This is a genomic window from Streptomyces sp. P9-A4 (assembly GCF_036634195.1).
In the GTDB taxonomy this organism is placed as follows: Bacteria; Actinomycetota; Actinomycetes; order Streptomycetales; family Streptomycetaceae; genus Streptomyces.
Genome location: NZ_JAZIFY010000001.1, coordinates 3,537,549 through 3,557,161, shown reverse-complemented (window position 1 = coordinate 3,557,161; position 19,613 = coordinate 3,537,549). Strand labels below are relative to the sequence as shown.

The 19,613-nt window shown below is 71.4% G+C and carries 20 protein-coding genes; 8 read left to right on the top strand and 12 right to left on the bottom strand.

Annotated features, from left to right (window positions below; genetic code table 11):
- Positions 1-47: 47 nt before the first annotated feature.
- Complete coding sequence (locus V4Y03_RS15935) at positions 48-1,004, top strand: DUF1648 domain-containing protein (RefSeq protein ID WP_332435343.1); 957 nt, start codon at positions 48-50, stop codon at positions 1,002-1,004.
- A 2-nt stretch (positions 1,005-1,006) separates the two neighbouring features.
- A complete protein-coding gene (locus V4Y03_RS15930; RefSeq protein WP_317876329.1) occupies positions 1,007-1,363 on the top strand; it encodes a GntR family transcriptional regulator in 357 nt (118 codons plus the stop codon).
- Positions 1,364-1,499: 136 nt separating this feature from the next.
- On the opposite strand, the gene V4Y03_RS15925 is transcribed toward V4Y03_RS15930, so the two are convergent.
- Positions 1,500-2,459 carry a D-2-hydroxyacid dehydrogenase family protein gene (locus tag V4Y03_RS15925; RefSeq protein ID WP_317876330.1) on the bottom strand — a complete coding sequence of 320 codons (960 nt, stop codon included), beginning with the start codon at positions 2,457-2,459 and terminating at the stop codon, positions 1,500-1,502.
- Positions 2,460-2,603: 144 nt separating this feature from the next.
- Here V4Y03_RS15925 and V4Y03_RS15920 point away from each other — a divergent pair, with 144 nt between their 5' ends.
- Both V4Y03_RS15920 and V4Y03_RS15915 read left to right on the top strand, forming a co-directional pair.
- Entirely contained in the window at positions 2,604-3,962 is a 1,359-nt protein-coding gene (locus tag V4Y03_RS15920; RefSeq protein ID WP_332435342.1) for a hypothetical protein, read from the top strand.
- 11 nt (positions 3,963-3,973) lie between these two features.
- The gene (locus tag V4Y03_RS15915) at positions 3,974-4,333 is read left to right on the top strand and encodes a hypothetical protein (protein ID WP_317876332.1); all 360 of its coding nucleotides are present in this window, start codon (positions 3,974-3,976) and stop codon (positions 4,331-4,333) included.
- Positions 4,334-4,490: 157 nt separating this feature from the next.
- Here V4Y03_RS15915 and V4Y03_RS15910 read toward each other — a convergent pair whose 3' ends face one another.
- From V4Y03_RS15910 to V4Y03_RS15880, 7 genes are all read right to left on the bottom strand, one after another.
- Complete coding sequence (locus V4Y03_RS15910; RefSeq protein ID WP_317876333.1) at positions 4,491-4,775, bottom strand: SCO5918 family protein; 285 nt, start codon at positions 4,773-4,775, stop codon at positions 4,491-4,493.
- A 152-nt stretch (positions 4,776-4,927) separates the two neighbouring features.
- On the bottom strand, positions 4,928-5,131 hold the full coding sequence (locus tag V4Y03_RS15905; protein ID WP_056565564.1) for a cold-shock protein: 204 nt from the start codon (positions 5,129-5,131) through the stop codon (positions 4,928-4,930).
- A gap of 267 nt (positions 5,132-5,398) precedes the next feature.
- Positions 5,399-5,884, bottom strand: coding sequence for an iron chaperone (locus V4Y03_RS15900; protein ID WP_332435341.1), 486 nt, complete (start codon positions 5,882-5,884; stop codon positions 5,399-5,401).
- 68 nt (positions 5,885-5,952) lie between these two features.
- Entirely contained in the window at positions 5,953-6,591 is a 639-nt protein-coding gene (locus tag V4Y03_RS15895) for a glyoxalase (protein ID WP_317876335.1), read from the bottom strand.
- A gap of 10 nt (positions 6,592-6,601) precedes the next feature.
- Positions 6,602-7,042, bottom strand: coding sequence for a helix-turn-helix transcriptional regulator (locus V4Y03_RS15890; protein ID WP_317876336.1), 441 nt, complete (start codon positions 7,040-7,042; stop codon positions 6,602-6,604).
- 195 nt (positions 7,043-7,237) lie between these two features.
- The gene (locus V4Y03_RS15885; RefSeq protein WP_317876337.1) at positions 7,238-7,648 is read right to left on the bottom strand and encodes a VOC family protein; all 411 of its coding nucleotides are present in this window, start codon (positions 7,646-7,648) and stop codon (positions 7,238-7,240) included.
- A gap of 531 nt (positions 7,649-8,179) precedes the next feature.
- On the bottom strand, positions 8,180-11,527 hold the full coding sequence (locus V4Y03_RS15880; RefSeq protein WP_332435340.1) for an AfsR/SARP family transcriptional regulator: 3,348 nt from the start codon (positions 11,525-11,527) through the stop codon (positions 8,180-8,182).
- 412 nt (positions 11,528-11,939) lie between these two features.
- On the opposite strand from V4Y03_RS15880, the gene V4Y03_RS15875 reads away from it, so the two are divergent.
- Positions 11,940-13,823 carry a tetratricopeptide repeat protein gene (locus V4Y03_RS15875; protein WP_332435339.1) on the top strand — a complete coding sequence of 628 codons (1,884 nt, stop codon included), beginning with the start codon at positions 11,940-11,942 and terminating at the stop codon, positions 13,821-13,823.
- A 65-nt stretch (positions 13,824-13,888) separates the two neighbouring features.
- On the opposite strand, the gene V4Y03_RS15870 is transcribed toward V4Y03_RS15875, so the two are convergent.
- The 3 genes from V4Y03_RS15870 to V4Y03_RS15860 all read right to left on the bottom strand — a co-directional run bounded on the left by V4Y03_RS15870 (position 13,889) and on the right by V4Y03_RS15860 (position 16,385).
- Positions 13,889-14,467 carry a hypothetical protein gene (locus tag V4Y03_RS15870; protein WP_332435338.1) on the bottom strand — a complete coding sequence of 193 codons (579 nt, stop codon included), beginning with the start codon at positions 14,465-14,467 and terminating at the stop codon, positions 13,889-13,891.
- On the bottom strand, positions 14,464-15,627 hold the full coding sequence (locus V4Y03_RS15865) for a hypothetical protein (RefSeq protein ID WP_332437194.1): 1,164 nt from the start codon (positions 15,625-15,627) through the stop codon (positions 14,464-14,466). Before V4Y03_RS15865 ends, V4Y03_RS15870 begins: the two co-directional genes overlap by 4 nt.
- A 335-nt stretch (positions 15,628-15,962) precedes the next feature.
- A complete protein-coding gene (locus V4Y03_RS15860; protein ID WP_317877402.1) occupies positions 15,963-16,385 on the bottom strand; it encodes a hypothetical protein in 423 nt (140 codons plus the stop codon).
- A 210-nt stretch (positions 16,386-16,595) separates the two neighbouring features.
- Here V4Y03_RS15860 and V4Y03_RS15855 point away from each other — a divergent pair, with 210 nt between their 5' ends.
- Complete coding sequence (locus V4Y03_RS15855; protein WP_317877403.1) at positions 16,596-17,363, top strand: GNAT family N-acetyltransferase; 768 nt, start codon at positions 16,596-16,598, stop codon at positions 17,361-17,363.
- 250 nt (positions 17,364-17,613) lie between these two features.
- Here V4Y03_RS15855 and V4Y03_RS15850 read toward each other — a convergent pair whose 3' ends face one another.
- The gene (locus V4Y03_RS15850; RefSeq protein ID WP_332435337.1) at positions 17,614-18,189 is read right to left on the bottom strand and encodes a YdeI/OmpD-associated family protein; all 576 of its coding nucleotides are present in this window, start codon (positions 18,187-18,189) and stop codon (positions 17,614-17,616) included.
- 189 nt (positions 18,190-18,378) lie between these two features.
- On the opposite strand from V4Y03_RS15850, the gene V4Y03_RS15845 reads away from it, so the two are divergent.
- Both V4Y03_RS15845 and V4Y03_RS15840 read left to right on the top strand, forming a co-directional pair.
- A complete protein-coding gene (locus V4Y03_RS15845; RefSeq protein ID WP_317877405.1) occupies positions 18,379-18,888 on the top strand; it encodes a GNAT family N-acetyltransferase in 510 nt (169 codons plus the stop codon).
- Between the two features lie 185 nt (positions 18,889-19,073).
- Entirely contained in the window at positions 19,074-19,559 is a 486-nt protein-coding gene (locus V4Y03_RS15840) for a hypothetical protein (RefSeq protein WP_332435336.1), read from the top strand.
- Positions 19,560-19,613 lie beyond the last annotated feature (54 nt).

Sequence of the window (19,613 nt, the reverse complement as noted above, 5' to 3'; positions counted from 1 at the left end):
TAAGTGCGAACAACTTGTTCTATCCTGGTGCGAACAAGGGAGGCTCCATGAACCGATCCACACCCCGTCTCCGCGCCCTCGCCGCGCTCCCGTTCGCCCTCACGCTCCTCGTGTACGTGCTGCTCCTCGTGCTCCGGTACGACCGGCTCCCCGACACCCTCGCCACCCACTTCGGCCTCGACGGCCGCCCCGACGGCTTCACCGGCCGCACCGCCTTCGCCGTCGTGGGCGTCGCCCTCCTCGTCGCCCTCGGCGCCGGCTGGACGGCCCTCGTCCGCCGCCCCTCCCTCTGGGGCGCCTGGGCCACGGCAGGCTTCGCGGGCGCGCTGCTCGTCCTCCTCGTACGGGACAACCTGGACGTCACCGACCCGTCGCAGGTCTCCTCCCCCCTCGTGAACCTCACGCTCGCCGCAGCGACCGCCGGGCTGTTCGGGCTCGCCGGGTGGGGCCTGACGCGGCTCGTCCCCGAGGACGCGGCGGCCCCCGTCCCCGGCGCCCCCGACGCCCCCCGGCTCCCGCTCGGTGCGAGCGAGGTCGCCGGCTGGTCCCACGCCACCGCCTCGGGACCGCTGACCGTCCTCGGGGTGATCGCCCTCGCCGCCGTCCCCGTCGGGCTGATCCTCGCCCCCTGGCCCGCCGCGCTGCTCGCACTGCTCGGCCTCGTCATCGGGGTGCCGGGGCTCGCCCTCGCCCGGGTCCGGGTCGCCGTCGACCGCCGGGGCGTCACCGTACGGCCCTCACTGTCCCCCCGGCCCCGCGTCCGCGTCCCGCTCGACGAGATCGCGGGGGCGAGCGTCAGAGAACTCGACACGGCCGCCGTCCTCGGCGAGTTCGGCGGCTGGGGCTACCGGGTCAGGGCCCACCGCACGGGCGTGATCGTCCGGACCGGGGAGACCCTGGTCGTACGGAGGGACAGCGGGCGCGAGTTCGCGGTCACCGTGCCCGACGCGGGCACCGCCGCCGCCCTCCTCAACACGCTCGTCGAGCGCCATGGGAAGGTCTGACCGTGCTCTTCCGTGTCGACCCGGCCTCCGCCGCGCCCCTCGGCGACCAGATCGCCGCCTGTGTCCGGGGCGCCCTCGCCGACGGCTCCGCCGCACCCGGCGAACGCCTCCCGGCCGCCCGGGAGCTCGCCGACTCCCTCGGTGTCAACGTCCACACCGTGCTCCGCGGCTACCAGCGGCTCCGCGAGGAGGGCCTGATCGAACTCCGCCGGGGCAGGGGCGCCGTCATCGTCCCCGGCGCCACCGCCCCCGACCGCGCCCGCCTGGTCTCCCGGCTCCGCGAGGCGGCGGCGGACGCCCGCGAACTCGGCCTGACGGACGAGGAGTTCATGGAACTGGCCCGCACGAGCCTGGGCTGAGACCCGTTCTTGTACGGGATCGGCGCGGCTCCCGTACGGGGATCACCGCGGCTCCCGTAAGGGGGTCGGCACGGCTCCCGTACGGGGACACGGGCCCGCCACCCGTACCCCGCGCCCCGCCCCCCCGTACCGCGGCTCAGCCCAGTTCCCGTACCGGCGCCCCCGCGAGGAACGCCTCGATGTCCTCCACCGCCTGCCCGAAGTACCGGCCGTAGTTCCCCTCCGTCACATAGCCGAGGTGCGGCAGCGCCAGGACGTTCGGCAGGGACCGCAGGGGGTCGTCCAGGGGCAGCGGTTCGGTCTCGAAGACGTCCAGCCCGGCCCCCGCGATCCACCCCTCGCGCAGCGCCCGCAGCAGCGCCCCGCCGTCGACGAGCCCCGCACGCGAGGTGTTGACGAGGTACGCGTGCGGGCGCATCGCCCGTAGTTCCGGCTCCCCGATCAGCCCGCGCGTCCGGTCCGAGAGCACCATGTGGAGCGAGACGAAATCACTCTCCGCGAGCAGCTCCCGCCGGTCCTTCGCGTACCCGACGCCGTGTTCGGCCGCCCGCTCCTCCGTCAGGTTCGGGCTCCACGCGCGCACGCGCATCCCGAAGGCGAGCCCGATCCGGGCCACCCGGCCGCCGATCCTGCCGAGCCCGACGAGTCCCAGCGTCCGGCCGGCCAGGTCGGCGCCGACGGTGGACTGCCAGGGGCCGCCCTCGCGCAGGGACCGGGCCTCGGCGGGTACGTGGCGGGCCAGGCCGAGGAGGAGCGCCCAGGTGAGTTCGGTGGGCGGCTCGGAGCTGCTGGCGGTGCCGCAGACGGTGATCCCGCGCGCGCGTGCGGCGGCCACGTCGACGGAGGCGTTGCGCATCCCGGAGGTCACCAGGAGGCGGAGCCGGGGGAGCCGGGCCAGGAGTCCGGCGTCGACGGGGGTCCGCTCCCGCATGACGACGAGGATCTCGCAGTCCGCCAGGGCCTCGGCCAGCGCGTCCCGGTCGGTGAGGTGCTCCCGCAGGACGCGTACGTCGACCCGGTCGGCGAGCGGGCTCCAGTCGGCGGAGGCCAGGGCGGCCCCCTGGTAGTCGTCGAGGACGGCGCAGCGCAGCTTCATGCCCGCATGATCGCGTACGGCGGGAGGGCGCGCGGTGCGTTCGTGTCCCCCTGGTGCCCCGCCCAGGGCGACAGGACCGCCCCCGTCTCACAGAATTGCGCTGAATTGCCCCGTATCGAGAAGCGGTGACGAGGAGTGGGCGCCATGGATGCCGATGCCGAAGCCGGTGGTGCCGCCGGCGGCAATGCCGGTGCCGACGAACTCGCGAGGCTCCGCGCCCGCGTGTCCGCCCTCGAAGAGGAGGCGAGGACAGCCGCCCCGGCGCGCCCGCCCCACCACCGCCTCCGGTCGTTCTTCTCCGCCCTGCTGATCGTCATCGGCTGCGTGCTCGTCCCGCTCGGGATCGTCGCCTCCTGGACCTCGGACATCGTCGGGGACACCGACCGGTACGTGAAGACGGTCGCCCCGCTCGCCTCGGACCCGGACATCCAGGCCGCCGTCGCGAACCGGGTGACGAACGCCGTCATGGACCACATCGACCTGGCCTCCCTCCTGGAGGGCGTCGCGCCCGACCAGCGGCCCCTGGTGGAGAAGGCGCTCGGCAAGCTGGGCGGCTCCCTGGAGAGCGCGGTCGGCAGCTTCGTCCACGACCGCGCCCAGGACGTGGTCGCCTCCTCGGCCTTCGAGACGATCTGGACCGACGCCAACCGTGCCGTCCACACCTCCCTCGACCGCGCCCTGACCGGCAGCGACGACGGGGCCGTGAAGATCAGCACGGACACGGTCACCATCGACCTGGCGCCCGTGATCGACCGGGTCAAGCAGCGGCTCGTCGAGTCCGGCCTCACGGTCGCGGGCAAGATCCCCGAGATCCACACCGACTTCACCGTCGTGCAGTCCAAGGACATCGGGAAGGTGAAGACGGCCTTCGGGCTGCTCCAGAAGATGGGCATGTGGCTGCCGGTGATCGCGGTGCTGCTCGTCGTCGGTGGCGTGCTGCTCGCGGTGGGCCGGCGCCGCACCCTGGTCGCGGCGGCGCTCGGCGTGGCGGCGGCGGCGGTGATCCTCGGGGTGGCCCTCACGGTGTTCCGTACGGTCTATCTGAACGCCCTCCCGGCCACCGTCTCCCCGGCCGCCGCGGGCTCCCTCTACGACACCCTGATCCGCTACCTCCGCACCTCGGTACGGGTGTACGCGACGCTGGGCGTCCTGCTCGCCCTCGCGGCCTGGCTCTCCGGCCCGAGCCGCCCCGCCGTACTGACCCGGAAGCTCTGGGACGACGGCATCTCCGCCACCCGCGGCACCGCGGACCGGGCGGGCCTGCGCACCGGACCGGTGGGCCCCTTCGTGCGCCGGTACCGGCGGTGGATCACCTGGCTGCTCGTCGCGGCGGCGGCAGCGGCCTGCGTGTTCTGGCCGCACCCCACGGGCTGGGTCGTCGTGGGCCTCGCGCTCGCCCTGCTCTTCGCCCTGGCGGTGACGGCGTTCCTGGCGGAGGAGACGCCGGAGGGCCGGGCGAAGGAACCCCCGAGCCAGGGTCCCCATGCCAGGGAGGGCGCCTAGAATGGGCTTCCATGTCGAAGCCTGACGAGCTGCTCGTCGAGATCGCCGCAACGGTGGAGTCCGGGCAGAGTAATCAGATGTCCCTGACAGTGGTCGCGGGAGGCGTGGTTCTCACCGGCCGGCTCGCCCCGGAAGCCCTGTGGAGACAGCGCGTGTCGGAGGTCCTGACGGACTCGGCCCGCCTCGGTGAGTTCTCCGGGGTGTTCAGCCCCTCCGAACCCAGGGAAAGTCCCCCGACCCACCTGCACTTCCACCTCGCCCGGATCCTCCAGGGCACGGTGGGCATCCCGGAGACCGGCGGGATGTACCGGGTGGCCCTGGCGGACGTGAGCGCCTGGACGGTGGGCGACTTCAGCTACTTCGACCACTGAGGGCACTGAGGGCACTGAGGTCACTCGGACTACTGGGACTACTGGGACAACTGAGGTCACTGGGACCGTACGGACCGGGCAGGCCCCTGAGGGCGTACGGGCCCCGGCGGAGGCCCCTACGGGGTACCGCCGGGGCCCGGGTGCCGGGTCCGTACCGTCAGAACGTCTCGGAGGGCTCTCCGGCCACCGGGTCGGCGGTGCCGGCGGCCGGCACGGTGAGGCAGGTGAAGCCGAGCTTGGTCATGGCCCGCGTGACCTCGCCGGCGCTGAAGTCGCGGCGGTCCTGGCGGGTGACGACCTCACCCACCTGCTTCACGGGGAACTGACGGCGGCCGATGACGACGACATCGCCGACGGCCGGCTCGGGCTTGACGCCCTTCATCGAATCGATCACTCCGGCCTTGGTCAGCTCGAAGGGGAAGCGGGCGATGACACAGCGCATGGTGACTCCTGCGGAGAAGTGGTTCCAGAGGTGATCCGGGCAGGAAATTCCCGCGGCCGATCAGTGGTGCGAAAAAGAACGGTGCAAAGGACTGGGACCCGCACCCCGTAGGTGCGGGCCCCAGTTCTCGCGACGCGTACGACGTTTCGGTTTCAGGAAGGGACGATGTTCTCGGCCTGCAGGCCCCGCTGGCCCTGCACGACGTCGAAGGTCACCTTCTGGCCCTCCAGCAGCTCACGGAAGCCCTGGGCGGCGATGTTCGAGTAGTGGGCGAACACGTCGGGGCCGCCACCGTCCTGCTCGATGAAGCCGAAACCCTTTTCCGAGTTGAACCACTTCACGGTGCCGGTTGCCATGTCACTGCTCCAAAAAGTCCGGAAATGAAAAAGGGTGCCCAGCGCCGGAGAAACCGGAAGAGGGCACTCGTACGTTCGGGACCCACAACTGCAACTGTTATCGACAGTAGCACGGTGGGCCGACGTGTGCGGGGTGAAGATTTCACCCCCTGTCATCCCATGCGTTTACATGACAAATTCCACCGTACGTCGCTTCGAATTTCCGGAGCGGATGGAGGGCGGACCGGTCCCGGTCCGCCCTCCATCCGCTCCGGAACCCGGCCTCCGTCAGCCCGCCGCCCGCTCGACGAGCGCGGCGATCCGGGCCTCGTCGTCGGCGGTGAGCGCGGTCAGGGCGTAGCTGGTGGCCCACAGGGCGCCGTCGTCGAGCTGCGCGAGGTCGCTGAAGCCGAGCGTGGCGTACCGGCTCTTGAACTTCTGCGCGCTCTGGAAGAAGCAGACGACCTTGCCGTCCCTGGCGTAGGCGGGCATCCCGTACCAGAGCTTCGGGGCGAGGTCGGGGGCGGCGGTCCGGACGATCTCGTGGATCCGCTCGGCGAGGGCGCGGTCGGCGTCCGGCATCTCGGCGATCCTGGCGCGCACCTCGGTCTCGCCGTCCGCCTCGGCGGCACGCGAACCGCGCCGGGCGGCGGTCTTCAGCTCCTTGGCGCGCTCCTTCATGGCGTCGCGCTCGTCGTCGGTGAAGCCGTCGTACTTCTCGCCGCCGCCGCTGGTGGCGCTGCTGCTCTTGACGGTCGTGCGCGCGCTCGCCATGACGGGGTTCCTCTCGGGAAGAGCGGGGGGGGAGGGGGGGAAGGGGGGACTCGGTACGGCTACGGGTGTCAGCTACGGGCGTCGGCGGAGGCCGCGGCTGTGGCGGTCTCCCAGGCGAAGCCGTCCGGGTCGGTGAAGGCGGTGCCGTCGGCCGCCCCGAGGACGATCCGGTGCGAACCCTCACCATCGGCGGGGAGGCCGACGTCCTTGGCGAGGGCGCGGCGCCCGTACAGGGCGAGCTTGACGGGGCTGTCCCCGGCGTCGAACTCGACGTACTTGCGGCCGAAGCTCTTCGCGACGGTCAGGCCGTGCTCGACGTAGAACTTCCGGGTCTCGGCCACGTCCGCGGCGCCGAGGAGGACGACGAACCGGTCGACGTGGCCGGTCGCGGGGCCGGTGTCCTTCTTCGCGGAGGTCGCGACCTTCCAGACGGTCCCGTCGGGGGCCTGGAAGACGCCGCCGTACCCCCAGAAGGACTTCGAGACGGGCTTGAGGACGGTGGCGCCCGCGTCGAGGGCGGCGTCGACCAGGTACCGGACGTCGGCCGGCTGGGAGACGGTCAGCGAGAGCGAGATCCCGCGGAAGCCGGAGGTCGGTGCGGACGAGGCCCGCAGCCGGACCCAGGAGCCCAGACCGGAGGCGGTGTAGAAGCGGTCGGCGGCCGGGAGGTCGGCCACCTCGACGGTGACGGAGGCGATGGTGTTCATGCCGTTCACGCTAGGCGCGGGCGGCCACCGGTGCTTCTCGATTCCTGACCGGTCGGGTGACCTGCTTGGCGACGCAGGACGGCATGCCCGCGTCGCCGTCCGCGACCTGGCGCCGGTAGACGCTGGGCGGGACGCCGACGAGCTCGGTGAAGCGGGTGCTGAAGGTGCCGAGCGAGGAGCAGCCGACGGTGAAACAGACATCGGTGACGCTCAGCTCGTCCTGCTGGAGCAGGGCCATCGCGCGCTCGATGCGCCGCGTCATGAGGTACGAGTACGGGGATTCGCCGTAGGCCTGCCGGAACTGGCGGCTGAGGTGGCCCGCCGACATGCTGACGCCCCTGGCGAGGGCCTCGACGTCGAGGGGCTGGGCGTACTCCCGGTCGATCCGGTCACGCACACGGCGCAACCGCGCCAGATCACTCAGGCGCTGCGCCTCGGTCAGTGCGCTCATCCACGCAGGATGACACATGGGAGGAATCCTTTCGGCGGACTTCCGGGAAGGGGGGCGGCCGGCGGATTCCCGGGAGCTGGACGGCTCGGCGCGACGCCGGGAGTCGGACGGCTCGGCGCGACGCCGGGAGTCGTACGGCTCGGCGCGACGCCGGGAGTCGTACGGCTCGGCGTGGCGCCGGGGGCGTCGTACGGCTCAGCGGACTTCCTGGAAGCGGACGAGGTTGCCGGCGGGGTCGCGGAAGGCGCAGTCGCGGACCCCGTACGGCTGCCGGGTCGGCTCCTGCACGACCTCGGCGTCCCCGGCCTGCACCTTCTCGAAGACCGCGTCGAGGTCGGGGGTGGCCAGCAGGATCCAGCCGTACGTGCCCTTGGCCATCATCTCGGCGATGGTCCGTCGCTCGGCCTCGGTGATCCCGGGGTCGGCCCCGGGCGGCGCGAGCAGGATCGACGTACCGGGCTGCCCGGCGGGCCCGACGGTGATCCACCGGGTCCGCCCCTGCCCGACGTCACTGCGCACCTCGAACCCGAGGGCGTCCCGGTAGAACCGCAGGGAGGCGTCGGGATCGTCGTGCGGGAGAACGGTGGTGTGAATGGTGATGTCCATGCCCGCAAAGCTAGTTGGGCGGTACCTCCGGTGCTTCTCCATTCCTGACGAATCCCGCGGGACGGTCCGACGCCGGAAGGCGGGAGGGCGCGAAGCCGCGCCCACCGGGCGCGGCCACGATGACGCCGACAGGGCTCGGTGCTCCCGTCGGCGCAAGGGGGTCGGCCCGCTTCTCACCCTGATCGTCCTGCTGCTCGCCTTCGTCCCGGCCACCGCCAACGGGTCCGACGGGAAGGCCGAGGGCGACTCGCCCGACTCACCGCAAGGGGCGGGTCTGCCGTTGGTCGGACAGGGTGCCGCTTCATATCATGATGCAGCCGAACGCGAGTTCGCTAATCGAGTATGCCGCCGCAGGACCTGTCGTTACCACTGTCGCCAAGGCGGTCAGGCAAACGAGGGTGGCGACCGCCAGGATGTTGCGCACTTTTTACTTTTCCTTCCGGGGTGATCATGTCGTGTTGATCATGAAGAAGCCGGAAGAGTAGCAGAATATCGAACTGATGGCACACTGGCATATGCGTATTCGATATTTCAATCCGCGTGTCGCGCGATGGGACCGGCATCCGCCTCGCCGTCGTGTATGCGTTCGATTTCGGCTAGGAGGCGACCGATTCTATGCGCGTCGACGTGGTCTCGATTTCGAACCAATTCGAATGCCTCGCGTAATGTCATGCGCGCTTCATCTACATCCCCCGCCGCGAGTCGCACCTCCGCCAGCAGTGTCCGGGCGGAGGTCTCCTCGTCGACGTCATGGGTGCGGGCGGCGACAGCCACCGCGGCTCGCAGCCGGTCCGTCGCGACGGCCAGGCGGCCGTCGGCGAAGTCCGCGCGCCCGAGGCGGCGCAGCGCCTGGACCTCGTGATGGGCTGCTCCGATGCTCTGTGCGATAGCCAGTGCTTCGAGGAGGTGCCGGCCGGACTCCTCTGCGCTCCCCAGCCGCCAGTGCGCCTCGCCGATCCCCACCAGGGCCTCGGCCTGGCTCTTCCGGTCGCCGAGTGACCGGAATTCCGAAAGTGCTGAACCGAACATGACAAGCCCTGCTTCGGGCTCGCCCGACTCCGTGAGGGCTTCGGCCAGATTTCTTCGTACGGTCGCACGGTCGTATCGGCTTCCGTCGACTTCCAGGAAAGACAGGGATTCCTCGAAGGAGTGGCGGGCCGACGCCAATTCGCCCGCCTGCATCTGTAATTCGCCGATATTGTTGAGGGTCTGGGCGGATGCGATTTCGTCACCCGCCTCCCGGAAACCTTCGAGGGCGCCGCAGAAATGTGCGAGCGCCTGCCCGCGTTCTCCGAGGAACAGCATCGTCACCGCTATGTTGTTCCGGCTGCGCGCCTTGTCCCACATATCGCCCGACAGTGACTTGATGGCGTAGGACTTCTGCAGCAGGACCAGGGCCTTTCGGTTCTCGCCGAGATGCCAGTTCAGCGTGCCGAGTACGCGTAGCGCCTCTGCCTCGGCGGGTTCGTCGCCCAGCGCCCGCGCGAGCTCCAGCGCCCGTTCGCCCCCTGCCGCCGCCTCCGTGTAGTCCCCGATGCTCGCGTCGGCCGCGCAGAGGTCGGTCAGGGCCCGGCAGAGCGCCGACGCGTTGTCGTTCGTGCGGTCCCAGTGGGCGACGGCATGCCGCAGGAGCTTCTTCGCGTCCTGCCAGTGGCACTCCGACTGCAGGAACCCCGCCAGGATGCCGCCGAGTCGGGCGGCGGCCCCGGGGGCGCCGTTGCGCCGGGCGTGGTCCTCGACGGCCAGGAGGTTGACGCGTTCCGCGGCCAGCCAGGACCGCGCGGCGGCGGAGTCCGGCAAAGGCGGTGGGGGAGTCGGCAGGGGTGCCTTCGGCGAGTCCGGCCGTACGCGGCGGGGATATGCCATGCGATCCGCCAGGTCGGCTGTCGTCACGTAGAAAGCCGTCAGGCGGGCAAGGGCCCGGCGGCGTTCCTGCTCACTGTCCTCCGAAATGGATAGGCCATAGGCATATTCGCGAAGCAGGTCGTGGTAGCGAAAGCGGTCCGGTACGGGCTCTCTGAGCAGGTGACATGCCAGCAGCCCTTCGAGGAGTCGCTCCGTCGTCACCAGCGGCAGACCCAGCAGGGCGGATGCCGCGGCGGCGGTGAATTCGGGTCCGGGATGCAGCCCGAGGCAGCGGAACGCGGTCCTTTGCTGCGCGGTGAGAGTCCGATAGGAGAGCGCGAACGCGCGCGCCATCTCCTGTTCCTGATCCGCGCTGTGGATCTCCGCCAGTCGCTCGGGACTCCGGGCGAGGCGCTCGGCGAGGACGGTCAGCGTCCAGGACGTACGGGCCCGGAACCTGTGCGCCACCAACTCGATCGCGAGGGGGAGATGCCCGCACAGGCCGACGATCCGCGCGGTCTCCGCGATGTCGCGGGTGCGTTCGTCCCCCGCGAAGCCGCGGAAGAGCGCGATGGCGTCCTCCTCCGGCAGCGCGTCGAGCGGGACCGACAGCGCTTGGGGGATACCGGTCAGATGCCGGCGGCTGGCGATGATCGTCAGGGACGGTGACCCGCTGGGCAGCAGCGGGCCGACCTGTTCGGGGCCGATCGCGTCGTCCAGGACGATGACCATCCGGCGCTCGGCCAGCATCGTCCGCCACAGGGCCGTACGCCCTTCCAGCTCCGCCGGAATGGAGAAGGCCGGCGCACCGAGCAGCCTCAGCAGCGTCGCCAGCGCCGCCCTCGCGGTGAGCGGTTCCTGGGTGGGTGAGTGCCCGCGCAGATCGATGTACAGCTGACCGTCCGGGTACCTCTCGGCGAGCAGATGGGCACTGGCGACGACCAGGGCGGTCTTGCCGACCCCCGCCATGCCGCTGACCGCTTCCACGGTGACGACCGATCCCCCGTGCGCGCCCTTCTCGGCGATCACCGAGGTCAGGGCCTGTAACTCCGACCGACGCCCGACGAGCGACGGCTGCTGGGGCAGATTCCGGCGCGGCTGCGTATCGGGCGGGGGCCCGGCGGGCGCGGGGGCCTCCGACGCGGGCGGGGGCCCGGCGGGCGCGGGGGCCTCGGGCGCCTCGGGCGCCTCGGGCGCCTCGGGCGCCTCGGGCGGGGAGGTCGCCGGAGCACCGGCAACGGGCGCGAGCGGAGCGGCCGTTCGCCCCGTACCGCCCCCGTGTACGAGTTCATGTGCCGGTACGCGGGCCAGTACACCCTGGTGGATCAGGTTCAACTCGGCGCCGGGGAGGGCTCCGTACTCCTCCATCAGTGACTGCCGGGCCCGCTGGTGGACCCGGAGCGCGTCCGCGTACCGTCCGCTGCCGTAGTACGCGAGCATCAGCAGCCCGACCAGGGTCTCGTCACCCGGAGAGCGCGCGACCAGCGCCGATAGCTCGCCGACCTGTTCGGCGAAGCGGCCCAGCCTCAGTCCGGCCGCGATGCGTGACGCACCGGCGCTCAGCCGCGATTCGGCGAGCGTTCGCCGTACGGTGGCCGCCCAGAACCCGGGCAGACCCGCGAGTGCTTCGCCCTGCCACAGATCCTCCGCCCGGGACAGCAGCTCCACCGCCCGCGTGTCACTGTCACCGGTGAACGCCGCGTCGACGAAGTGCTGGAAACGCTGCCGGTCCACGGAGCCGTCACCGGTCCGGAGGGTGTAGGTGTGCGCCCTCCCGACGATGCTGGGTGCGTCGGGTCCCGTTCCGGCCGCTCGCAGCCGTCGGCGGATGCGCGAGACATAGGTGTGCGCGTTCTCGCGGGCGCGTGCGGGCGGGTCGCCGTCCCAGAGTCTTTCCATCAGCTCGCCGATGGCGACGGGCCGGCCCGCGTCAAGGGCGAGCGCGGCCAGCAACAGCCGTTCCTTGTCCGATCCGAGCGTCAGCCAGTGCCCGTTCAGCCGCAGCCCCACCGGTCCGAGAATCTGGATTTCCACCAGCGCCCCCGCCGGTCCGTCGGATGGCCCACGAGCATGACATCACGCGGGGAATTTCTCCATCACGGCTGCCGTATTTGGCGTGATCCGTCTCATCCTTGATGGTCATTTCAAGTTGCGCCGGGGTAGAACGCGAGAGAGTTCGGGCAATGAGTAATCGATCTCCGGGGGCGGGTAGATGAGTGATTCGAGTACGGCCTCGCAAGGGCCTCACAGGAATGAGATCAGTGGCGAGGCGCGACTGTACGGTCCCACTGTCCAGGCCCGTGAGGTGCACGGAGGCATTCATCTCCACCCCGCGCCGACGGCGCCCGTGCGGCCCGCGCCACCGCGCCAGCTTTTACCCGTTCCAGCGAACTTCACCGACCGTGAGGACGATCTCGCCTCGCTTGACGGACTGCGCGCCGCGGGATTGCCACTGATCGTCGTCAGCGGCCCGGCCGGAATCGGCAAGACGACCCTGGTATCCCGATGGCTTCGTTCGCTGAGCGCCGACTTCCCCGACGGGCAGCTGTACGCGGACCTGCGTGGGCACTCGGCGGACGAGCCGGTCAGGCCCGCGGAGGTCCTCGGCCAGTTCCTCCGGGCACTGGGCGCCGGTCCGCCGCCCACGGAGCCGGTCGAACTGGCTTCCCTGTGGCGGTCCCTCACCGCCGACCGGCGTATCGCGATCATGCTGGACAACTCCTTCACGGCCACCCAGGTGCGGCCGCTGCTGCTCAGCGGGCCGGGCGGCCTCGTGGTCGTGACGAGCCGCCGCAGGCTGACCGGTCTGCGTATGCAGGGAGCGGGCTTCCATCAGCTCGACGCGCTCGGTCCGGACGCCGGCGTCGAACTGCTCACCCGTGGGATCGGCGCGGACCGCGTCGCGGGGGAGCTCTCCTCGGTCCACCGTCTGGTGGCCCTCTGCGCGGGCCTCCCGCTCGCGGTCTGCCTGGCGTCGGCCCGGCTCGCGACACGGCCGAGGCAGTCGGTCGGGGCGCTCGCCGACGCGCTCGCACGGAACACGGGCGGTGGCCGGCTGGCCGCGCTCGAAGTGGAGGGGGAGACATCGGTGCGCAAGGCCCTGGACGCGTCGTATGCGGTGCTGAACAGCGAGACCGCCCGCCTGTACCGGACGCTCGGTCTGCTCCCCGTGCGTCACTTCGACGCGATGATCGCCGCGGCGTCCTGCGGTGAGTCGCTGGAATGGGCGGAACGCCGGCTGGACGAGCTGGTCGAGGCGAACCTCGTGGAAGACGTCGGTCCGGAGACCTGCCGCTTCCACGATCTCTTACGGATCCACGCGCACGACCGAGCCATGGAGGACGATACGAGCGCCGCGCGCGAGGAGGCGTTGCGGCGATTCTGCGACTGGTCGCTGCACACCGCGACGGCAGCGCAGGAGCGGCTGACCCCTGCGCAGTTCACACTCCCCAGGAGCTACGACTACCCGCCGGATCTCCCGCTGCCCTTCGCTGACGATGTGGCGGCGCTCGGCTGGCTCGACTCCCGTCGGACGCAACTCCTGGATGCCGTACGGCTCGCGGCGAACAGCGGCTGGCATGACACGAGCTGGATGCTCGTGGACGCCCTGTGGCCGCTCTTCCTGCGATTGCGCCACTATGCCGAGTGGATCGAGGCCCACGAGATCGGCCTGAAGGCCGCCCGACAGGCCGGGAACAGGACGGCCGAGCGCCAGATGCTCAACTCCGGGGCCATCGGCCTGGGTGCCGCCGGCCGCACCGAGGAGGCCGTCGCCTGGTACCGGGACTCCCTCCGGGCCGCGCGCGAAGCCGGTGACGTGCGGGACGAGGGCCAGGCACTGCTGGGCCTCGGCGCGTGCCATGTCGAGGCCGGGCGGCCCGCCGAAGCCGTGACCCATCTGAACCGGGCGATCTCCGTCTGGGAGGGCTGCGGATACCCGCGTGGCGCGGCCCTCGCCCGTACCGCTCTCGGCGAGATCGCACTCAGGACGGGCGCGACGGACGAGGCGGTCGACTGCTTCACTCGGGCCCATGCCGCGCTGGTGGCGGTGAACGACCCCCACGACGCCGCGCGGGCCCTCGTCTTTCTGGGGCGTGCGAGTGTCCGGGCGGGGGCGTATGCGGAAGGCATGGCGAGGATGAACGAGGCCCTGGAGGTCTTCACCGGCTCCGGAGCGGCCTTCTGGCAGGCGCGCGCCCTGGAGATGCTCGGTGTCAGCGCCGCGGAGCACGGCGACGCGACGACGGCGGAGGACCTCCTCGCACGCGCCCGCGTCCTGTTCGAGACCACGAGCCCCGCCGACGCGCGTCGGCTCGGCGGGGGCGGGTGATCCGGCGAGGGGGACCGAGCCGGGGTCGCCGGCCCGGTCCCGGTGGGACGGGGACTCCGTGCGGCTCAGCCGGAGGGTACGTCGCGGGCGTACGGCCATTCCCGCAGCGAGCGCCCGGCCACCAGCCAGGCGTGCACGCACGACGGCAGCAACGACGGGTCCGCGGAGCCTCGATACGGCCGAGGGAGGCTGTGCGGTACGAGGACCACGGCTCGGTCGGAGCCACCGGCCGGGGCCCGGCCGCCCGAGCCTCGGACACCGGCTCGGCTTCCGGTTCCGGTTCCGGTTCCGGCTCGGCTTCCGGCTCCGGCTCCGGCTCGGCCTCCGGTCAGGGCCCAGCCGCCCGAGCCTCCGGCCAGGGGCACCGCCGCGATGCCGCAAGCCGGGTGGGCCGCGGTGAGATCGGCCAGTCGGCGCAGTGCTCCGGCGGCCGAGTGCGTCCGGCTGCCCTGGAGTACATCCGCGCAGTCCAGCAGGGAGTCGTCCTGGCAGGCGTCCACGTCGACGACGAGGTGCTCGTCGACCACCGACGTGCTCGGGACACGGCCCGCGGGGCTCAGCCACACACTGAACGACGCCTCGGCGCATCGGGCGTGCAGTGCGTCCGGAAAGCGGCTCGCCTCGACCACGACGAAGCGTTTCACGCCGAGGCCTCCCCTCGCACCGGAGCCCACACGGTCAGCGGGGGTGGCTCCGGCAGCGGGACGGTCACCGGTTCGTGCGCAGGCTGTCCCATCCCCAGGAGCCCGTACATCAGCCGGCGCATGTTCCGGTTGAACCGTCCGGGCTCCGAGGTGATGCGCGACCTGATCGGGGCGTACTCCTCATGCCGGTACTCCCGTGCCGCGTAGTCGAGTTGGTCGGCCAGCGGGTGAGTGGGAGACAGCGCCGGTGCGTGGGCGGCGAGCGCCGCGGCCGGTGAGGTGGGATTGATCTCCTGCTCCGGCGAGGCGGCCAGCAGCATCGGTGCCCCGGTGAGCGTCCCGTAGAGAGTGACCGAGCCGTGATCGCCGATGATCCAGTCCGCCGCGATCAGGATGCTGCGCCAGTCCGCTTCGGGCGGCACGATGCCGATTCCCTGCTGGGCGCAGCGTGCCAGCCAGGATCTGACCTGATAGGCGCCGTGTCCGGCCCACACGTTGGGGTGGACGAGCAGCGCCGTACGGAAGCGGGCCGCCGGCAGTTCGCCGATCAGCCGCGGCAGCAGCGCGTCGAACCGGCCGAAGGCGGAGTGGGCGCCCCAGGTCGAGACCGCGACGACGAGTTTCTGCCCTTCGGAGAGACCGAGCGCGCGGCGGTACGCGGGGCGCAGCGGCAGGCTGGCGGTGATCCGGTCGTGCACGGGGTCGCCGATCACGTGTGCCAGCGGGAGCGCCTCCGGGCAGTTGCCCGCCAGCTCGCGCAGATCGGCCTGGTGCGGCACGCCCACGGCGGCCGGCAGCCGCCCGCCGGGCAGGAGATCCTGTCTGCGCAGCCCCGCCACGCCCGCGTGGGGTCCCCCGGTGACCCTCTTCAGGTAGTTGGCCCCGTGCGGCAGCGTGATCAGCGGGGCGTCGATGTACTGCACGCCGCGCGGTCCGGCGGCGAGGGCGAGATCGAAGGTCATGCGGACCGCCTGGTCCCACGGCAGCACCGCGCTTCCCAGCCTGGCCAGGAAGGCGGGCACGCCGTCGCCGAAGTCGTGCGGCGGTGCGGTGAAGACGACCTGGAGCCGGAAGTCGGCCTCCAGCAGGGAGAGGACGTCGAGGAGTCGCTTCCCGTACGTCACCGTGTGGATCACCGCCAGTACCTTCTTGCGCCCCACCAGCGTCAGCCACTGCCGTGACTCGACGACCTTTCCCTCGGTGGTGCCGGTATCGAATCTGCTCGCCGTGGTCGTACTCAACGCGGCCATGCCGTCCCCCTGTTGACTGCTCCACGAGCGCCACGAAGCGCTCCTGTCAGCGGGATGCCCGGCAGGAGGGACGGAAGGCTTGAGGGAACCTTGCGAGAACCTTGCAGGGTCCTGCTGGGCGGCGAGCACGGCTGTGAGCGGTGATTTGAGGCGGGAACGGCGCGTGGCGATGTGCCGGTGGTGTTCTTCTCGCCCTGGTGCTCGCGCCCTGTCGCGTGTTCCTCCGGCCGGTGTGGTCCCGGCCGTCAACTGCCGTTGTTCTTGGACATGTCGAAGGTGATGCTCGAGAAGTCCCGGCCTTGGATCACGGGGCCGTTCTGGGTTCCCCCGCTGACGCTGTTCTGCACCTCGGCGCCTGAACCGCTCCGCGCGTCCTCCCACCACTGCTGGAGCAAGGCGCGGAACTCCTCGTCCAGGGCGGCGCGTACACCGAGAGCCGTCGCCAGCGCCTGGGCGCGCACCGGGTCGGCCGGATCGTTCCCCAGCTCCGCGACCTCCAGCTCGCCCGAACTGACGCCGGACGATTCCCCGGAGAGCGCGTCCCCAGCCGAACCGCGCCGGAACGGACGCCGCACCAGCGCGCTGAGTCCTTGCCACGCCTGGTGTCCGACATCGCCGGCAACACTGCCGGCCAGGGCCGAGAGGGCCGCCACCGTGATCGGGTCCATACCGGGCTCCCTGGGTCGGTATCTGGCAATCACAGCCTAGATCCGCGGCGTGGGGCGACGCAGGGGTTCTGGGGTATTGGGGGCGCCCCCGTGCCGTACCGCCGGCCTTCGCGAACGGAACACCGAACCGTTCGCGCTCGCCAGGTGGCCCAGTCATCCCGGATCGAATTGGCCCCCGTGATGGGGCAATTGCTCAGTACCGTTGGTGCCATGACAACACGATCTACGTCGGCCGACCAGCCCGTGTCCGTGGCCCCGGCCGAGGTGCCGACGCGGCAGGCCCGTAACTCCGCCGCCTTGTGGACCGCTACCGGCCGGTGCCGGGGGCACGAGGTCGTCCGGCGCCGTGGATTCCTCGCGGTCGACGGCGACGCGCGCGCCGGCCTGCGGATCCTGATCCAGGAGCCGGACCTCGACCCGGGCGAACTGGCCGAGTTGAGCGAGCTGGTACGCCGAGCCCCGGGCGCGGTGAACGCCGAGGATCCGTTCAGCTCGACCGACCTGAGCCACCTGGGCATGCGCGGCTGGCAGATGCCCGTCATGCTGCGCCCGCCCGGTCCCGTCGGCGAACCGGGGCTGGACGTGATCCGGGTACGGCGGACCGAGGACCTCCAGGCGGCCGAGCGGATCGCGATCGAGGGCTTCGAGCTGGCCGGATTCCAGCCCTACCGCCCCGGCGAACTGTTCCCGGCGGCGCTGATCGAGCAGCCGGGCGTGGACGTGTTCGTCGCCCTGTACGACGGCGTGCCCGCGGGAGCCGGTGTCACCGTCGTGGACGAGGGCATCGGCAGCCACTACTGGGTCGGCACTTCGCCGGCCTTCCGGTCGCGCGGCCTGGGGCGGGCCGTCATGCTCGGCTCCCTCGCTCACCTGGCGGACCTGCCGGTCACGCTCACCGCCTCGAAGCTGGGCAGGCCCCTGTACGAGTCGCTGGGCTACACCGCCGCGGCGTCCGCGACCTGGTGGGCCTCTCAGTGACACCGCAGCGGTAGCCCCGCCGGTCTCGAAACGCCGGTCTCGAAACGCCGGGTCCACGACGAAGTTGCCGCTGTTGGGGCTGCTGTTGGCATCGCGGCATTCGCATGGGGGTGGCACGGCCGGGGGGCCTTTCTCGCTCGTACTTCGCGTGGCCGGACGAGTCGACGCCGTACACCTCCTGCCTCATGCCCCGGGGAGGGACCTCGCTTCGGCTCGTACGAGCCATGCCCGGCTGCGGCCTCCCCTTCCCCTACGGGTGCGGCTTCTCGCCGTTCGCGAGCATCGTCACAAACGTCTCGATACGGCGGGCGTGGGTCTCGGGCCTCTTGGCCTCCTGGACGCGGTAGAGGATCGCGTAGCGGTTCGGGCGGTCGAGGGTCTCGAACGCGGCCGCCGCGGCCGGCACGGCGGCCAGAGCGGCGGCGAGGTCGTCCGGCACGGTGGCGGTCCTCGCGCTGTCGTAGGCGGCCTCCCAGCGGCCGTCGGCTTTGGCGCGGTCGATCTCGGCCCGGCCGGCCGGGCGCATCCGGCCCTGGGCGATCAGGACGGCGACCTTGTCCCGGTTGATCTTCGACCACCGGCTGCGCGGGCCGCGCGGAGTGAAGCGCTGGAGCCACCACTCGTCGTCGAACTTCGCCTTCTGCCCGTCGATCCACCCGTGGCAGAGCGCCACGTCCAGCGCCTGCGCGTAGTCGAGCGCGACGATCCCGGGCGCCTTCTTCCGCAGCTTGAGCCAGATGCCGGGGGATTCGGCGTGGTGCTCCCCGAGCCATCCCTCGAACTCCCCGGCGGACGCGAACGCGACGATCTCCAAGTCCTGAGTCATCCCGGCAGCGAACCACAGCCGGTACAGCGCGGCGGGCGCGGCGTGGCCCGCGATGCCGCGTTCGCCGCCGCCGGCCGCTGTCGGTGCCGCCGTTCAGGCCGTCCTGACTGCGCTGACCTCGCTGCGAGGGCTCGCGCCCCGCGCCGAAATCCACTGTGCGGATTCTCTTCGGACTGCTGGGATGGAGGCATGAGTCTCTTGCCTGCCGGGGCGGACGAGGTCGTCGTGCCGGTTCTCGTCCGCGATCTGACGGCCGCCGATCTGCCGGCCTGTGCCTGGTCCGGTTCGGCGGTCCATCTGGTGCAGGTGGCGCGGGAGTTGGAGCGCGCTGCTGCCGGTGAGGTGGACTACCTGGCTGTCTGTACGCCGGCCGGGTTTCCGGTGGCGATCGGCTGTGTCGACTATCAGGTCGCGGTCGGCGCGGGCACGCTGTCGCAGCTCGGGGTGCTTCCCGCCCTGCGGTCGTGCGGCCTGGGCACCGTCCTCGTCCGGGCCGCGGAGGACCGCGTCAGGTCACGCGGCCTGCGGCGGGCGGAGCTCGGGGTGGAGGAGGGCAATCCACGGGCCCGCGCACTGTACGAGCGTCTGGGGTACGTGGCGTACGGCCGTGAGCCCGATGCCTGGGACGTGGAGGCGCCGGACGGTTCGCTGCGTCGGTACGAGACGATGTGCACGCTGATGCGCAAGGACTTGTCCTAGGGCCTGTCGTCAAATTCCCGTCGTCGCCCGAAGGGCGGCCCTGCGGCGTCTGGTGCGTGCTCTCGGCGTGCCGGGCGGAAGCCCTCGTACTGGACGTACTCGGGCTTTCGCCCGGTGCGGCGAGAGCGCGTGCCAGGCGTCGTGGGGCAGGCGGGAGTTTGACGACAGGCCCTAGGGGGAGGGCCATGGCCCTGGAGGTGTGGACTTCGGTCCTGTCGCTCACGGGCGTCGCGCTCGGCGGTGGTCTGACGGCGTTCTCCCAGCGGGCCACCCAGCGGTCCGCCGAGCGGTCGGAGGAACGACGACGGAGGGCGGCCGGCGACGAGGCGCGCCGGGCCGAGCAGCTCCAGGCGATCAAGGACTTCATCGTATGCGCCCAGGAAGCCGAAAGAGCGGCCTACAACCGCCCTGACGCATGGGGCGGTGACGACGGCTGGAGCGGAATCGCCGGCGCCGCCATGACCGCACTCTGGGTCGCTGAACGGCACCTCGTACTGCTCTGCGATCCGAACCTGCACGCCCCCGTCCATGCGTACGGTCGCTCGCTCAACCAAGCGGTATGGCGCGAGATCGGCGACACCGAGGTCAACGAGCACCTGGAGGAGCACAAGGCCGCCTTCATGACCGCGGCCCGCGCGAGCCTGTCCTCCCCGCCGGACCCGGCGGCATGACGTACGACGAAGGCCCCGGTCTCTGACCAGGGCCTTCGTCCAAGAGCGGATGAC

What these genes read in the sequence shown, in the direction of transcription:
- V4Y03_RS15935 (WP_332435343.1), top strand. Translation starts at nt 48, where the DNA reads ATGAACCGATCCACACCCCGTCTCCGCGCCCTCGCCGCGCTCCCGTTC.
- V4Y03_RS15925 (WP_317876330.1), bottom strand. Translation starts at nt 2,459, where the DNA reads ATGAAGCTGCGCTGCGCCGTCCTCGACGACTACCAGGGGGCCGCCCTG.
- V4Y03_RS15920 (WP_332435342.1), top strand. Translation starts at nt 2,604, where the DNA reads ATGGATGCCGATGCCGAAGCCGGTGGTGCCGCCGGCGGCAATGCCGGT.
- V4Y03_RS15915 (WP_317876332.1), top strand. Translation starts at nt 3,974, where the DNA reads ATGTCGAAGCCTGACGAGCTGCTCGTCGAGATCGCCGCAACGGTGGAG.
- V4Y03_RS15910 (WP_317876333.1), bottom strand. Translation starts at nt 4,775, where the DNA reads ATGCGCTGTGTCATCGCCCGCTTCCCCTTCGAGCTGACCAAGGCCGGA.
- V4Y03_RS15905 (WP_056565564.1), bottom strand. Translation starts at nt 5,131, where the DNA reads ATGGCAACCGGCACCGTGAAGTGGTTCAACTCGGAAAAGGGTTTCGGC.
- V4Y03_RS15900 (WP_332435341.1), bottom strand. Translation starts at nt 5,884, where the DNA reads ATGGCGAGCGCGCGCACGACCGTCAAGAGCAGCAGCGCCACCAGCGGC.
- V4Y03_RS15895 (WP_317876335.1), bottom strand. Translation starts at nt 6,591, where the DNA reads ATGAACACCATCGCCTCCGTCACCGTCGAGGTGGCCGACCTCCCGGCC.
- V4Y03_RS15890 (WP_317876336.1), bottom strand. Translation starts at nt 7,042, where the DNA reads ATGAGCGCACTGACCGAGGCGCAGCGCCTGAGTGATCTGGCGCGGTTG.
- V4Y03_RS15885 (WP_317876337.1), bottom strand. Translation starts at nt 7,648, where the DNA reads ATGGACATCACCATTCACACCACCGTTCTCCCGCACGACGATCCCGAC.
- V4Y03_RS15860 (WP_317877402.1), bottom strand. Translation starts at nt 16,385, where the DNA reads ATGGACCCGATCACGGTGGCGGCCCTCTCGGCCCTGGCCGGCAGTGTT.
- V4Y03_RS15855 (WP_317877403.1), top strand. Translation starts at nt 16,596, where the DNA reads ATGACAACACGATCTACGTCGGCCGACCAGCCCGTGTCCGTGGCCCCG.
- V4Y03_RS15850 (WP_332435337.1), bottom strand. Translation starts at nt 18,189, where the DNA reads ATGACTCAGGACTTGGAGATCGTCGCGTTCGCGTCCGCCGGGGAGTTC.
- V4Y03_RS15845 (WP_317877405.1), top strand. Translation starts at nt 18,379, where the DNA reads ATGAGTCTCTTGCCTGCCGGGGCGGACGAGGTCGTCGTGCCGGTTCTC.
- V4Y03_RS15840 (WP_332435336.1), top strand. Translation starts at nt 19,074, where the DNA reads ATGGCCCTGGAGGTGTGGACTTCGGTCCTGTCGCTCACGGGCGTCGCG.